The organism is Xanthomonas campestris pv. campestris str. ATCC 33913, assembly GCF_000007145.1.
In the GTDB taxonomy this organism is placed as follows: domain Bacteria; phylum Pseudomonadota; class Gammaproteobacteria; order Xanthomonadales; family Xanthomonadaceae; genus Xanthomonas; species Xanthomonas campestris.
Window position 1 is genome coordinate 1024936 of the sequence record NC_003902.1, and the last position, 14110, is coordinate 1039045.

The 14110-nt window shown below is 65.0% G+C and carries 13 protein-coding genes and 5 tRNA genes; 15 read left to right on the forward strand and 3 right to left on the reverse strand.

Annotation, left to right across the window (positions count from 1 at the left end; translation table 11 throughout):
* Positions 1 to 61 precede the first annotated feature (61 nt).
* Genes XCC_RS04490 through hemA form a run of 3 tightly spaced genes read right to left on the reverse strand, consistent with a single transcriptional unit; the run spans position 62 to position 4126 of the window.
* Positions 62 to 1768, reverse strand: coding sequence for a tetratricopeptide repeat protein (locus XCC_RS04490; protein ID WP_011036102.1), 1707 nt, complete (start codon positions 1766 to 1768; stop codon positions 62 to 64).
* Positions 1765 to 2850, reverse strand: a complete 1086-nt coding sequence (gene prfA / locus XCC_RS04495; protein WP_011036103.1) for a peptide chain release factor 1 — start codon at positions 2848 to 2850, stop codon at positions 1765 to 1767. Before prfA ends, XCC_RS04490 begins: the two co-directional genes overlap by 4 nt.
* On the reverse strand, positions 2828 to 4126 hold the full coding sequence (hemA, locus tag XCC_RS04500) for a glutamyl-tRNA reductase (RefSeq protein WP_011036104.1): 1299 nt from the start codon (positions 4124 to 4126) through the stop codon (positions 2828 to 2830). The genes prfA and hemA overlap by 23 nt, the downstream gene beginning before the upstream one ends.
* A 65-nt stretch (positions 4127 to 4191) precedes the next feature.
* Here hemA and XCC_RS04505 point away from each other — a divergent pair, with 65 nt between their 5' ends.
* The 15 genes from XCC_RS04505 (at position 4192) to nusG (ending at position 14063) form a co-directional block, all read left to right on the forward strand.
* Positions 4192 to 5880: a tetratricopeptide repeat protein gene (locus XCC_RS04505; RefSeq protein WP_011036105.1), complete on the forward strand. Its 1689-nt coding sequence runs from the start codon at positions 4192 to 4194 to the stop codon at positions 5878 to 5880.
* Positions 5877 to 6533: a lipoprotein insertase outer membrane protein LolB gene (lolB, locus tag XCC_RS04510; RefSeq protein ID WP_011036106.1), complete on the forward strand. Its 657-nt coding sequence runs from the start codon at positions 5877 to 5879 to the stop codon at positions 6531 to 6533. The genes XCC_RS04505 and lolB overlap by 4 nt, the downstream gene beginning before the upstream one ends.
* Entirely contained in the window at positions 6515 to 7402 is an 888-nt protein-coding gene (ispE, locus tag XCC_RS04515; protein ID WP_011036107.1) for a 4-(cytidine 5'-diphospho)-2-C-methyl-D-erythritol kinase, read from the forward strand. Before lolB ends, ispE begins: the two co-directional genes overlap by 19 nt.
* A gap of 3 nt (positions 7403 to 7405) precedes the next feature.
* Positions 7406 to 7482 (forward strand) — tRNA-Gln (locus tag XCC_RS04520).
* A 184-nt stretch (positions 7483 to 7666) separates the two neighbouring features.
* On the forward strand, positions 7667 to 8626 hold the full coding sequence (locus XCC_RS04525; RefSeq protein ID WP_011036108.1) for a ribose-phosphate diphosphokinase: 960 nt from the start codon (positions 7667 to 7669) through the stop codon (positions 8624 to 8626).
* 108 nt (positions 8627 to 8734) lie between these two features.
* Positions 8735 to 9364 (forward strand): 50S ribosomal protein L25/general stress protein Ctc, encoded by a 630-nt coding sequence (locus XCC_RS04530; RefSeq protein ID WP_011036109.1) that lies wholly within the window; start codon positions 8735 to 8737, stop codon positions 9362 to 9364.
* Between the two features lie 50 nt (positions 9365 to 9414).
* On the forward strand, positions 9415 to 9996 hold the full coding sequence (gene pth / locus XCC_RS04535) for an aminoacyl-tRNA hydrolase (protein ID WP_011036110.1): 582 nt from the start codon (positions 9415 to 9417) through the stop codon (positions 9994 to 9996).
* Positions 9997 to 10072: 76 nt separating this feature from the next.
* Positions 10073 to 11164 (forward strand): redox-regulated ATPase YchF, encoded by a 1092-nt coding sequence (ychF, locus tag XCC_RS04540; RefSeq protein WP_011036111.1) that lies wholly within the window; start codon positions 10073 to 10075, stop codon positions 11162 to 11164.
* A gap of 151 nt (positions 11165 to 11315) precedes the next feature.
* Positions 11316 to 11401, forward strand: a tRNA-Tyr gene (locus XCC_RS04545).
* A gap of 29 nt (positions 11402 to 11430) precedes the next feature.
* A tRNA-Gly gene (locus XCC_RS04550) sits at positions 11431 to 11504 on the forward strand.
* Positions 11505 to 11537: 33 nt separating this feature from the next.
* Positions 11538 to 11613 (forward strand) — tRNA-Thr (locus XCC_RS04555).
* Between the two features lie 46 nt (positions 11614 to 11659).
* On the forward strand, positions 11660 to 12850 hold the full coding sequence (tuf, locus tag XCC_RS04560; protein ID WP_011036112.1) for an elongation factor Tu: 1191 nt from the start codon (positions 11660 to 11662) through the stop codon (positions 12848 to 12850).
* 106 nt (positions 12851 to 12956) lie between these two features.
* Positions 12957 to 13032: transfer RNA gene (locus tag XCC_RS04565), tRNA-Trp, on the forward strand.
* A gap of 49 nt (positions 13033 to 13081) precedes the next feature.
* Positions 13082 to 13492, forward strand: a complete 411-nt coding sequence (secE, locus tag XCC_RS04570; protein WP_006450619.1) for a preprotein translocase subunit SecE — start codon at positions 13082 to 13084, stop codon at positions 13490 to 13492.
* 13 nt (positions 13493 to 13505) lie between these two features.
* Positions 13506 to 14063 (forward strand): transcription termination/antitermination protein NusG, encoded by a 558-nt coding sequence (nusG, locus tag XCC_RS04575; protein ID WP_011036113.1) that lies wholly within the window; start codon positions 13506 to 13508, stop codon positions 14061 to 14063.
* Positions 14064 to 14110 lie beyond the last annotated feature (47 nt).

The window sequence follows — 14110 nt, forward strand, 5'->3', positions numbered from 1 at the left end:
GGGGTTGGGGGTGAGGGTACGGCGGAAGACAGCCATCTATTTTGAACGCAAAAAGTCCGCGCTAAATTCCCAACCAACCATGACGCCGCGCGAGTGCCTGCAACAACGCACCAAAATCATCCGCAAACCCGTCCATATGAAACACCCCGGACGCACGGCGCAGCACATCCACCCGCGCATGCAACGCCGTCAGCGCCGCCGGATCACTCGCCAACGCCACCGCCTTGGCAACAAACGCGGCGTCGTCCGCCACATTCATCTCATCCAACCCAAGATGATGATTCAAGCTGCCAGCGACCCGCGCAGCAAACGTCTCCCCAGGCGTCGTCAATACCGGGCATCCCGTCCATAGCGCGTCCGATGCGGTGGTATGCGCGTTGTACGGATGCGTATCCAGAAACAGGTCCGCATGCCGGTAGCGCGCCAGGTACTGCGGATGCGGCAACTTCGGCATGAACACCAGGCGCTGCGCGTCAACGCCTTGCGCGTGTGCGAATGCACGCAGACGCGCATCGGCCTCGCCCGGCCCGGACAACAACCACAGCACGCTGTCGGGCACTTCGCGCAGCACGGCCAGCATGCGCGCCATGCTTTGCGGGTTGAGTTTGTAGCTGTTGTTGAAGCAGCACAGCACCACGCCCTGCTCGGGCAAGCCGCACTGCGTACGCGAAGGCGGTTCGGCAACTACGCGCGAGGTGTCCGACGGCTGAAATGCACCTTGCAAGCGCAACACGTGCTCGCTGTAGAACGGCTCCAACGCAGGCGGCAGCGCGAACGCATCGCCCAGCACGTAATCCATCCACGGCGCGCCGGAGGTGCCCGGATACGCCAGCCAGTTGACCTGCACCGGTGCCGGGCGCAACGCGAACACTTCCGGGCGCCCGCCGCCGCCCCAGCCACGCAGGTCGAACAACAGATCGATGCCGTGGTGGCGGATGTGCTTTGCGGTGGCCAGATGCCCGAGTGCGGTGACGTCGTGCAAGGTACTGGCCTGCGCCAGCCGCGTCCGCAGCGTGCTGCCATCGTCACCGCTTGTCGCAAACAGATGCATCTGCAGGTCCGGCTGGCGCCGCTGCAGCGCTTCGAACAAGGCTACGGTCAGCAAGCCGGTGGGATGCGCGCCAAAGCCATTGGAGACGAAGCCCACTCGCAGCGGGCCCTTGCTGCGTACGCGCGTGGGCGCAAGCGGCCGCACGCTGGCGGCGATCGCCTGCGCACGCGTGCGCGCACAGGCCAGTTGCTCGGCGGCGCTGGCATCTTCGCTGAGGAACGCGAACGGCTCCACCGCGCCAACGCCCTGCGCCACGGCGGCGCGCACCTGCGCGGAGAGCACATCCAGCGCGCGCCAGTCACACAGCCGGCGCCGCCAGTTGAGCAGTTGCGCGGTGATGTACGGCTCCTCCGGCAACAACTGATGCGCACGCGTGTAAGCGGCGGCAGCGGCTTCGGCCTGGCCGGCATCTTCCAGCGCATGCCCAAGCCACAACGCGATACCGGGGTGTTCTGGAGCAGCATCGGAGGCTTGCTGCAGCAGGACGGCGGCCTCGGCATGGCGCTGTTGCGTCCAGCGTACGCGGCCCAGCCGCGCCACCGCCTCCGGATGGCCAGGGTGCAGCGCGAGGCCGCGCTGTACCGCCATCTCGCCGGCAGTTGTGTCGCCCATGCCCAGCTCCGCGTCGGCCAGCATCAGCCAGGCCACGAAATCCTGCGGGCGATGGCGCACGGCCGCGCGCAGCTGCAACAGCTCGCGCGGGCCGTCGGCGGTCACGTGCCCTCGCTCAGTCGCGCCAGTTCGTCGGCCTGATGCTCGTGCAGCAAGCGGGCGATCAAGGCATCCAGATCGCCTTCGATGATGTTGGGCAGGTCGTACAAGGTCAGCCCTTCGACGCGGTGGTCGGTGATGCGGCCCTGCGGAAAGCTGTAGGTGCGGATGCGTTGGCTGCGGTCGCCGCTGCCTACCTGCAACTTGCGCGTCTGTGCTTCGGCCGCCGCGGCCTTGCTGCGTTCTGCTTCCACCAATTGCGCCTTCAGGCGCTTCATCGCCTTGTCGCGATTGGCGTGCTGGCTGCGCTCGGTCTGGCATTCCACCACCACGCCGCTGGGCACGTGGGTGATGCGGATCGCCGATTCGGTCTTGTTGACGTGCTGCCCGCCGGCGCCGGAGGAGCGGAACGTATCCACTTTCAGGTCGGCCGGATTGATCACGATCTCTTCCACGTCATCGGCTTCGGGGATGATCGCCACGGTCGCGGCCGAGGTGTGGATGCGGCCCTGCGATTCGGTGGCCGGCACGCGTTGCACGCGGTGGGTGCCGGACTCGAATTTCAGCCGCGAATACGCGCCGCGCCCGACCACCCGCGCCACCACTTCCTTGTAGCCGCCGTGCTCGCCGGGGCTGTCGGATTCGATCTCCACCTTCCAGCCCTGGCGCTCGGCGTAGCGCGCGTACATGCGGAACAGATCGCCGGCGAAAATCGCCGCTTCGTCGCCGCCGGTGCCGGCACGCACTTCCAGGAACAGGTTGCCTTCATCGCGCGGGTCGCGCGGCACCAGCAACAGCGCCAGTTGCGCGTCCAGTTCGTCCAGTCGCGCTTGTGCGGCGAGGATTTCTTCCTCAGCCAGCTCGCGCATTTCCGGATCGTTACGCATCGCCTCTGCCGCGCTCAGATCGGCTTTGGCGCGCGCCTCTTCCTGCATGGCCAGCGCCACCGGTTCCAGCTGCGACAGTTCGCGCGACAGGCTGCGGAACTTGTCGTTGTTGCTGACCACCTCCGGATCGGAGAGCAGGTGTTGCAGTTCTTCGCGGCGCTCGGCCAGCGCTTCGAGCTTACGGCGCAGGGTTGGCGTCATCAGTCCTCACGATCGGGGTAGCTACAGGGGGATGGCGGTAACCGGGTTTCTCGGGGAATAGCCGGTCGGCCGCGCTGGTCAGGTCGAGGTCGTTGTTGAGCGCGGCATCGCGCAGTGCGGCGGTTGGCGGATGCAGCAGGCGGTTGGTCAGCGCATGCGCCAACTGTTCCAGCACTTCATCGGCCGGCTTGCCGTTGCTCAATTGCTGCCGCGCCTTGGCCAGCAGTTCGTCGCGGGTGCTGTCGCCGAAGGCACGCAGCCGTTTCAGTGGCGCCTGGCGCTCATTGGCCTGCAGCGTTTCCACATAGCGCGCCACCTGCAGGTCGATGATGGCTTCGGCCTGGTCGGCCGCCTCGCGGCGGCTGCGGCGGTTGTCTTCCACCGCGCGTTCCAGGTCGTCCACCGTGTACAGGTAGGCGTCGCTCAGCTCGGCCACCGAGGCCTCGATATCGCGCGGCACCGCCAGGTCGAACAGCAGCATCGGCTTGCGCTTGCGCGTGCGCAGCGCCTGTTCCACCTGCACCCGGGTCACCACCGGCTCGCGCGCGGCGGTGGCGGAAAACACCACATCGGCCTCGGCCAGGTGGCGATCCAGCTCGGTTAGCGGCAGCGCCACGCCGCCATGCTGGGTCGCCAGCGTCTGTGCGTGGGCCAGGGTGCGATTGGCGATCAACAGCCGCCGCACGCGGCCTTCGCTCAGATGCTTGGCCGCCAGTTCGATGGTCTCGCCGGCGCCCACCAGCAGCACCGTCGATTCATTCAGGCGTGCGAACGATTCCTGCGCCAGCCGCACCGCGGTGGATGCCACCGACACCGGGTTGGCGCCCACGCGGGTGTCGGTGCGTGCGCGCTTGGCCACCGAAAAGGTCTGCTGGAACAGCCGGTCCAGGCCACTGCCCAGCGCGCCGTGCGCGCGTGCCACCGCCCAGGCGTCCTTCACCTGGCCCAGGATCTGCGGCTCGCCGAGCACCATGGAGTCCAGCCCGGTGGCCACGCGGAACAGGTGGCGCACCGCCTCGGCATCGCGGTGCTGGTACAGATAACCGCTCAGCCCGGGCGCGTGCATGTCCAGCCAGGCCACCAGCGTCTGCGGGTCGTCGGCCATCGCATACAGCTCGGTGCGGTTGCAGGTGGACAGCAGCGCGGCCTCGCGCACCTGCGGCAGGATGCGCAACGAATCGAGCGCGCGCGGTAACGCGTCACCCGCGAACGCCGCGCGTTCGCGCAGGTCCACGGGTGCGGTCTGGTGATTCAGTCCGAGCACCCACAACGTCATTGTTCAGTTGCTTGCGATAAGCTGCTGGCCATTCAGGGCCCCATTTTACGGCCCGGTTGCCCCCGATGCCTGTACCGATTCGCATCCTGAGTGTTCTTTTGCTGGCCACAGTGTCGACCAGCGCCATCGCAGCACCGAAAAAAGCACCGCCCGCCCCCCCGGCAGCCACTGCCGGCAGCGCCTCGCTGGAGCCAGTCCTGGCAGGCGAATTCGCCTTGCAGGCCGGGCAGTTGGACGAAGCAGCGCGCGCTTACCTGGATGCCGCCAAGGCCGAAGCCGGCGATGCCGGGCTGGCCGAGCGGGCCGCCCGCATCGCCATGCTGGCCAACGATGACGCGCGCGCCATCGAGGCCCTGGCCCTGTGGCGTGCCCGTGCGCCGTCGTCGCTGGCAATGCGTAGCACCGAAGCCTCGTTGGCCTTGCGCCGCAACGATCTGCGCACCGCACGCCGCGATCTGCTCGGCTTGCTCAAGGAGACCGACCCGCGCGGCTGGCGCTTCGCGCTGATCGCCCTGGCCAACGGCGGACGCGAGCCGGACGCTTCAGCCGATGTGCTCGAAGACCTGGTCAAGGCCGGCGCCATTCCCAATCAGATCGAGGCCTGGCAGGAGTTCGGCCGGCTCGCGCTGCGGATGGAGCGCCCGGCGCTGGCCAAGCGCATCGTCGACGAAGTGGTGCGCCGCTTCCCCGAAGAACCGCGCGTTGCCTTGCTGCACGCCACCCAGTTGCAGCAGGAAGGCAAGAACGACGAAGCGCTGGCGCTGCTGAAGAATGTCGAGCCGCAGGCGGTGAAGGACTCCGAACTGCGCGGCGCGCTGGCGTTCGCCTATGACGCGATGGGCCAGACCGAAGCGGCGGCACGGGTGCTGTCCACCGGCCCGCAAGACACCCAGACCTACGGGCTGCGTGCCTCGATGCTGGCCAAAGAGAAGGACAACACCGCGCTGGCCGCGCTGTACGACGAGCTCAAGGGCAACGCGACCAAGCCCGATCCGGACCGCCGCCTGTTGCTGGGCAAGATCGCCGAATTCCTCAAGCGCTACGACGAGGCAGTGGAGTGGTACCGCGGCGTTCCGGGTGGCCCGCAGCTGAGCGAGGCACGCCTGCGCGCGGCCAGCGCCTTGTACGAACTCGGCCGCAAACCCGAAGCGCTCAAGGAAGCCCGTGCCTTGCAGGGCGATGCCAGTGCCGACGACGACGCCCGTCGCGACGCCTACGTGCTGGAGGCCGAGCTGCACCAGCGCGCCAACGATGCACCGGGCGAACTGGACGCCTTTGCCCGCGGGCTGGCGGCCTACCCGGACGACGGCGCGTTGCTGTACGCGCGTGGCCTGGCCTGGGAACGCCGTGACGATGTGCCGCGTGCCGAGGCCGATCTGCGCAAGATCCTGGTCGCCGAGCCGGAAAACGTCGCCGCCCTGAATGCGCTCGGCTACACCCTGGCCGACCGCACCACCCGCTACAAGGAAGCGCTGGCGCTGATCGATCGCGCGCGCACGGCCGCGCCGGACAACCCGGCCATCGTCGACAGCTACGGCTGGGTGCTCTACCGCATGGGCCGCACCAAGGAAGCGCTGGTGCAGCTGCGTCGCGCCTGGGCCCTGGTCAAGGACCCGGAAATCGCCGCGCACGTGGGTGAAGTGCTGTGGGTCAGCGGCAAGCAGGACGAAGCGCGGCGTTACTTCGACGAAGCACGCCGGCTCGACCCGGACAACCGTGCGCTGCAGCGTGCGGTGGAGAAGTTCGGTCTATGAGTCAGGTGATCAGGACGCTGGCCCTCACCGGGCTGGCGCTGGCCGGCCTGTCGGGGTGCGTCAGCGTGCCGCGCGGGCAGGGCGGTGCCGCGCCGGCGGTTGTGGGGCAGGTGAGCGAATCCGCACAGCAGGCTGAAACCGCTCGCCAGGCCTGGCTGCAGGCACATCCGGCATGGTCGTTCCAGGGCCGGGTGGCGATCAGCAAGGGCCGCGATGGCGGCAGTGGCCGTCTCGACTGGCAGCAGGATGGCCCGCGCTACCACGTGCAATTGAGTGCGCCGGTGACCCGGCAGAGCTGGGTGCTGACCGGCGACACCACCACGGGCGCAGGTCGCCTGGAAGGCCTGGACGGCGGGCCGCGCGCTGGCGCCGATGCCGAACAGGTGCTGTTGGAGGCCACTGGCTGGACCATTCCGGTCAATCAGATGCCCGACTGGGTACGCGCCCTGCGCATCGCCGACGCCGGCGCCGCGCGCGTGGACCTGGACGAACACGGCCGGCCGCGCACCGTGCAGCAGGACGGCTGGACCATCGATTTCCTCGAATGGACGCCCGCCAGCGCAGCCCAGCCCGAACTGCCGCGTCGGATCGAAGCGCGCAATGGCGACGCCAAGGTGCGCCTGCTGGTCGACCAATGGACGCTCTCGCCCTGATGTCTGCGTCGAACCCTGCCTGGTCGGCCTGGCCTGCGCCGGCCAAGCTCAACTTGTTCCTGCAAATCGTCGGGCGCCGCGCCGATGGCTATCACCTGCTGCAGACCGTGTTCCGCCTGCTCGACTGGGGGGACACCGTTCATGTTCGTTTGCGCACCGACGGCCAGATCCAGCGCATTGGCGCCAGCCTGCCGGGCGTCGCCGAAGACGACGATCTCATGGTGCGTGCGGCGCGCGCGCTACAAATTCATGCCGGCACCGCGCTCGGGGCTGAGTTGCGGGTCGACAAGCGCATCCCCGCCGGCGGTGGCTTCGGTGGCGGCTCCTCGGATGCCGCCACCGTGCTGGTGGCCCTGAATGCCTTGTGGGGCCTGGGCTTGCCGGTCGACACCCTGGCCGAACTGGGCCTGCGCCTCGGCGCCGATGTGCCGGTATTCGTGCGTGGGCACAACGCCTGGGCCGAAGGTGTGGGCGAAAAATTGACCCCGATCAGCCTGCCGCAGGCGGCCTACGTGCTGGTCGACCCCGGTATTCACGTGCCCACGCCGGTCCTGTTTCAATCACAGGAATTGACGCGGGATGCTGCGCCCGCGAAAATAGCGGACTTCGCTTCCGGTTCTCTGCTCGACAATGCGTTCGAGCCGGTCCTGCGGCGCCGGGAACCTGCCATCGAGGCCGTGTTCCAGGCGCTTTCCAGGATCGGAACGCCACGTTTGACAGGGTCGGGGAGCGGTTGTTTCGTCGAATTCGCCACGCGCGCTGCTGCAGAGCAGGCCATGGCGCATTTGCCGGGCAACCTGCGGGCGTGGGTCGTGGAGGGTGCAGCGCACTCGCCATTGCTCGACGCACTGGACGCGATACAGGTTTGATGCAGGGGCGTCGCCAAGAGGCCCAAGGCACCAGGTTTTGATCCTGGCATTCGTAGGTTCGAATCCTACCGCCCCTGCCAGTTGTTGAGAATCGATGCAGATCCCTCTGCACGCGCCGTACCTGCAGATCCCTCTGCAATCGCCCGCGCATCTTATGCGGGAGTGAGGGAAAGCATGTGCGGATCCAAAAAAGCCTGGCTTGGCGCGCCGTTGTCCCGCTCCGCCATCGACCCGCACGCTCTTTGCCGCCGCCCGAGAGATCTCATGCAAGACCAACGTAATCTGCTGGTGTTCTCCGGCAATGCCAATAAACCGCTTGCCCAAAGCATCTGCAAGGAGCTGGGCGTGCGCATGGGCAAGGCGCTGGTCACGCGCTTCTCCGATGGCGAAGTGCAGGTCGAGATCGAAGAGAGCGTGCGCCGGCAGGAAGTGTTCGTCATCCAGCCGACCTGCGCGCCCAGCGCCGAGAACCTGATGGAACTGCTGGTGCTGATCGACGCGCTCAAGCGCGCCAGCGCCGCGTCCGTCACCGCAGTGATCCCGTATTTCGGGTATTCGCGCCAGGATCGCCGCATGCGCTCCTCGCGCGTGCCGATCACCGCCAAGGTCGCCGCCAAGATGATCTGCGCGATGGAGGCCGACCGGGTGTTGACGGTCGACCTGCATGCCGACCAGATCCAGGGCTTCTTCGATGTGCCGATCGACAACGTGTACGCCTCGCCGCTGTTGCTGGCCGACATCTGGCGCGCCTACGGCACCGACAACCTGATTGTGGTCTCGCCGGACGTGGGCGGTGTGGTGCGCGCGCGCGCAGTCGCAAAGCGCCTGGACGATGCGGACCTGGCCATCATCGACAAGCGTCGCCCGCGCGCCAACGTCGCCACGGTGATGAACATCATCGGTGACGTGCAGGGCAAGACCTGCGTGCTGGTGGACGACCTGGTCGATACCGCCGGCACCCTGTGCGCGGCTGCTGCTGCACTCAAGCAGCGTGGTGCGCTCAAGGTCGTGGCCTACATCACCCACCCGGTGCTGTCCGGCCCGGCGGTGGACAATATCAACAATTCGCAGCTCGACGAGCTGGTGGTCACTGACACGATCCCGCTGAGCGCGGCGGCACGCACGTGCCCCAAGATTCGCCAGCTGAGCGTGGCCGAACTGCTGGCCGAGACCATCCACCGCATCGCCTTTGGCGAGTCGGTCAGCTCGCTCTACGTCGACTGACAGGTTCTTCGGCATCCGGATGTCCGGGTGCCGCAATCCGTCTCTCCTGGTCGCGGGGGAGACGCTTCATCGCCGCGAGGCGGTGTTCCAACTAGGTAGTGAAATCCAATGGCAAAGACTCATGAAATCAAGGTCGAGCGCCGCGCAGACGAGGGGAAGGGTGCGAGCCGCCGCCTGCGTCACGCTGGCGTCATTCCGGCCATCGTTTACGGTGGCGAACTCGAGCCGGTCAGCATCCAGCTCAACCACGAGCAGATCTGGCTTGCGCAGCAGAACGAGTGGTTCTACTCGTCGATCCTCGACCTGAACCTCAATGGCGACGTGCAGCAGGTACTGCTGCGTGACATGCAGCGCCATCCGTTCAAGCAGCTGATCATGCACATCGACTTCCAGCGCGTCAGTGCCAACGAGAAGCTCAGCGCTTCGGTGCCGCTGCACTTCATCAACGAAGCAATCTCGCCGGCTGGCAAGTCGAGTGAAGTGGTCGTGACCCATGAGCTCAACGAAGTCCAGGTGGTCTGCCTGCCGAAGGACCTGCCGGAGTTCATCGAGATCGATCTGAGCACGCTGGAAGTGGGCGCCGTGATCCACTTGTCGGAAATTACCCTGCCGGCCGGCGTGGAGATTCCCGAGCTGAAGCTGGGCAAGGAACACGACGTGGCAGTGGTCATCGCCAAGCACGGTCAGGTGGAAGCCGACGACGTGGCTGACGAAGCCGCTGAAGGCGACGCCAAGTAATCGGCTGGCCGGTGCTGCGTCACTGCGCAGCACCGGCTCCGGTATACCGTATGTCTGCATTACGTCTGATCGTCGGGCTGGGCAATCCCGGTCCCGAACACGCGCAAACCCGGCACAACGCCGGGTTTCGTTTCGTCGATGCGCTCGCCGAGCGCACCGGCGCACGGTGGGGCCTGGACAGCAAGCTGTTCGGCGAAACCGCCAAGGCCGAGATCGCCGGCCACACGGTGTGGTTGCTCAAACCCGCCACTTTCATGAACCTAAGTGGCAAGTCGATCACTGCTGCGCTGCGGTTCTGGAAGATCGAGCCTGAGCAGCTGCTGGTTGCGCATGACGAGCTGGACCTGGCGCCGGGCACGGCGCGGCTCAAGTTCGACGGCGGCCATGGCGGCCAGAATGGCCTGCGTGACACCATCCGTCTGCTCGGACATGGCAAGTTCCACCGGCTGCGGGTCGGCATCGGTCACCCTGGTCACAAGGACCGCGTGGTGCCCTGGGTGCTGGGTCGTGCCGGGCGCGACGACGACATGGCGATCGGCGAGGCAGTGGATGCGGCCATCGATGCGCTGCCGCTGGCACTGGACGGTAATTTCAACGAGGCGATGAAGCGGTTGCACACCCCAAAAAAATAGAGAATGGGGAATGGGGAATGGTAGGAGCGCTGCTCTGCCATTCCCCATTCCCGATTCTCCATTCACTGGACAACCCATGGGTATCAAATGCGGCATCGTCGGCCTGCCCAACGTCGGCAAGTCGACCCTGTTCAATGCCTTGACCAAGGCCGGCATCGCCGCGGCCAATTTTCCGTTCTGCACCATCGAGCCCAACGTGGGCGTGGTGCCGGTTCCGGATCCGCGTCTGAATGAGCTGGCCGAGATCGTCAAGCCGCAGAAGCTGATTCCGACTGCGGTCGAGTTCGTCGATATCGCCGGCCTGGTGGCGGGTGCGGCAAGCGGCGAAGGGCTGGGCAACAAGTTCCTTGCGCACATCCGCGAGGTCGATGCGATCACCCACGTGGTGCGTTGCTTCGAGCATGCCGACATCATCCACGTGAACAACAAGGTCGACCCGATCGCCGATATCGAAACCATCGATACCGAGTTGGCGCTGGCCGACCTGGATAGCGTGGAAAAAGCCCTGAATCGTGCCGAGCGCAGTGCCAAGGGTGGCGATAAGGAAGCGGCAGCACGCAAGCCGGTGCTGGCCAAGTTGCAGGCGGCACTTGCCGACGGCAAGGCAGGACGCTCCGCTGGTCTGGACGAGGAAGAGAAGGCGCTGGTGCGCGATCTGTTCCTGCTCACGCTCAAGCCGGTGATGTACATCTGCAACGTGCTCGAAGACGGGTTCGAGAACAATCCGCACCTGGATGCCGTGCGTGCGCATGCCGCCACCGAAGGCGCCGAGGTCGTGCCGGTTTCCGCTGCGATCGAAGAAGAGTTGTCCCAGCTCGACGATGCCGACCGCGACACCTTCCTGGCCGATCTCGGTCTCGACGAGCCGGGCCTGAATCGCGTCATTCGCGCTGCCTACAAGTTGCTCGGGCTGCAGACCTACTTCACTGCGGGCGTCAGGGAAGTGCGTGCCTGGACGGTCAAGGCCGGTTCCACTGCGCCGCAGGCGGCCGCCGTGATCCATACCGACTTCGAGAAGGGCTTCATTCGCGCCGAGACGATCGCCTTCGATGACTTCATCAAGTATCGCGGCGAATCCGGTGCGCGCGACGCGGGTCGGCTACGTCTGGAAGGCAAGGAATACCGCGTCAAGGAAGGCGACGTGCTGCATTTCCGCTTCAACGTCTGAGGCGATGCGCGCGGCCCGCAGGGGCGTGCGCCATCTTCGGTGAAATTGCTCCAAATTTTTGTTGACACCGCATGCGTCCCACAACAAAATAGTGGGCTGCTTCACCCCGAACCGAATCGCTTTATCGCGCCCCGGTCCGGTAGTAAAAGCTGGAGGGATACCCAAGCGGCCAACGGGGGCAGACTGTAAATCTGCTGGCTTACGCCTTCGGTGGTTCGAATCCACCTCCCTCCACCAGTTTCATGTTGTGTCTTGCAGTTCCCGGCGCGGGAGTAGTTCAACGGTAGAACCTCAGCCTTCCAAGCTGATGGTGCGGGTTCGATTCCCGTCTCCCGCTCCATTGAACGTAAATGCATGGCATAATGCAAAACTCGCTCACGTAGCTCAGTCGGTAGAGCACCTCCTTGGTAAGGAGGAGGTCGAAGGTTCGATTCCTTTCGTGAGCACCATTACTCAATCGTCTTCAACTCCAAACGATTACCGAGACACGCACCCATGGCAAGAGCTAAATTTCTTCGCGAAAAGCTGCACGTTAACGTCGGCACCATCGGTCACGTCGACCATGGCAAGACCACGTTGACCGCTGCGCTGACCAAGATCGGTGCCGAGCGTTTCGGTGGCGAGTTCAAGGCGTACGACGCGATCGACGCAGCGCCGGAAGAGAAGGCGCGTGGTATCACGATCTCGACCGCGCACGTTGAATATGAGTCCGCAGTGCGCCATTACGCGCACGTCGATTGCCCCGGCCACGCCGACTACGTCAAGAACATGATCACAGGTGCTGCGCAGATGGATGGCGCGATCCTGGTGTGTTCGGCCGCTGACGGCCCGATGCCGCAGACCCGTGAGCACATCCTGCTCTCGCGTCAGGTCGGTGTGCCGCACATCGTCGTGTTCCTGAACAAGGCCGACATGGTCGACGACGCCGAGCTGCTTGAGCTGGTCGAGATGGAAGTGCGTGAGCTCCTGAGCAAGTACGACTTCCCGGGCGACGACACCCCGATCATCCACGGTTCGGCCCGTCTGGCGCTGGAAGGCGATCAGAGCGACATCGGTGTGCCGGCGATCCTGAAGCTGGTCGAAGCCCTGGATACCTTTATTCCGGATCCGACCCGCGACGTCGACCGTCCGTTCCTGATGCCGGTCGAAGACGTGTTCTCGATCTCGGGTCGTGGCACCGTGGTGACCGGCCGTATCGAGCGCGGCATCATCAAGGTCGGCGATGAAATCGAAATCGTCGGTATCCGCGACACGCAGAAGACCACGGTCACCGGCGTTGAAATGTTCCGCAAGTTGCTGGACCAGGGCCAGGCAGGCGACAACGCCGGTCTGCTGCTGCGCGGCACCAAGCGTGACGACGTGGAGCGCGGCCAAGTGCTGTGCAAGCCGGGTTCGATCAAGCCGCACACCGAGTTCGAAGCCGAAGTCTACGTGCTGTCGAAGGACGAGGGCGGCCGTCACACCCCGTTCTTCAAGGGCTACCGTCCGCAGTTCTACTTCCGCACCACCGACATCACTGGCGCATGCCAGCTGCCGGAAGGCGTGGAAATGGTGATGCCGGGCGATAACGTGAAGATGGTCGTGACCCTGATCAACCCGGTCGCGATGGACGAAGGTCTGCGCTTCGCGATTCGTGAAGGCGGTCGTACCGTCGGCGCCGGCGTGGTTGCCAAGATCATCAAGTAAGTGCCTGCATCCAGTCGCCTCGCGGCGGCTGGATTCAAGCGAATGGCGGGCCGGCTGAACCTCGGTCCGCCTTCGTTGTCTTAGGGTGTGCGGTAAACGAGTACATACGCCAGTAGCTCAATTGGCAGAGCAGCGGTCTCCAAAACCGCAGGTTGGGGGTTCGAGTCCCTCCTGGCGTGCCACTCCTCTTTCCGGCCCAGTAATTCGGGTCAGATCGGTAACTAGAGCCGGATGAATAGCAAAATCGAGCCTTCCAAAAGCGCGTCTGCTGCAAGCGCTGATATCGTGAAATACGTCCTCTCCGCGCTCCTGGTGATTGCGGGGTTGTTTGTGTGGTTCTGGTTTTCTGCGCCTGAACGTGCAACCCAGTTTGGAGCCTGGACGCCGCAATTGCGCGCGCTGGCTGTGATCGTTGGGTTGGCGGCGGGTGCGTTTGTGTTTCTGGGGACCGGCAAAGGCCGTGAAACCCGTGAATTCATGTCCGAATCCAGGTTCGAGTTGCGCAAGGTGGTCTGGCCGACGCGCCAGGAAGCCATCCGTACTACCTGGGTCGTGATTGTTGTTGTAATCATTCTGAGTTTGCTGTTGGGCGGCTTCGATTTCGTCATCCAGAAGCTCACGCAGTGGTTCCTGGCTCGTTAAGGAGAATCAAGCAGTGAAGCGTTGGTATGTCGTTCACGCCTATTCAGGCTTCGAAAAATCCGTTGCGCAGGCTCTGCGCGACCGCATCGCACGCACCGAAATGGAAGAGCGTTTCGGCGACGTGCTGGTGCCGACCGAAGAGGTTATCGAGATGCGCGCCGGGCAGAAGCGCCGCTCCGAGCGCAAGTTCTTCCCCGGCTACGTGCTGGTGCAGATCGAGACGCATGACGAGGCCGGTATTCCGCGCATCGATAACGAAAGCTGGCATCTGGTGAAGGAAACCCCGAAGGTCATGGGGTTCATCGGTGGCACCGCCGATCGTCCGTTGCCGATTCGCGATGAAGAAGCCGATGCGATCCTGCAGCGTGTGCAGGACGGTGTCGAAAAGCCGCGTCCGAAGGTGTTGTTCGAGCCTGGCCAGATGGTGCGTGTCACCGACGGCCCGTTCAACGACTTCAACGGCGTGGTGGAAGAAGTCAACTACGAGAAGAGCAGGCTGCGTGTCGCGGTGCTGATCTTCGGTCGCTCCACGCCGGTCGAGCTCGAGTTCGGCCAGGTCGAGAAGGGCTGACCCTGGCGGGTGCCTGCTAGGCACCCTTGCCAATTACTGCTATAGTG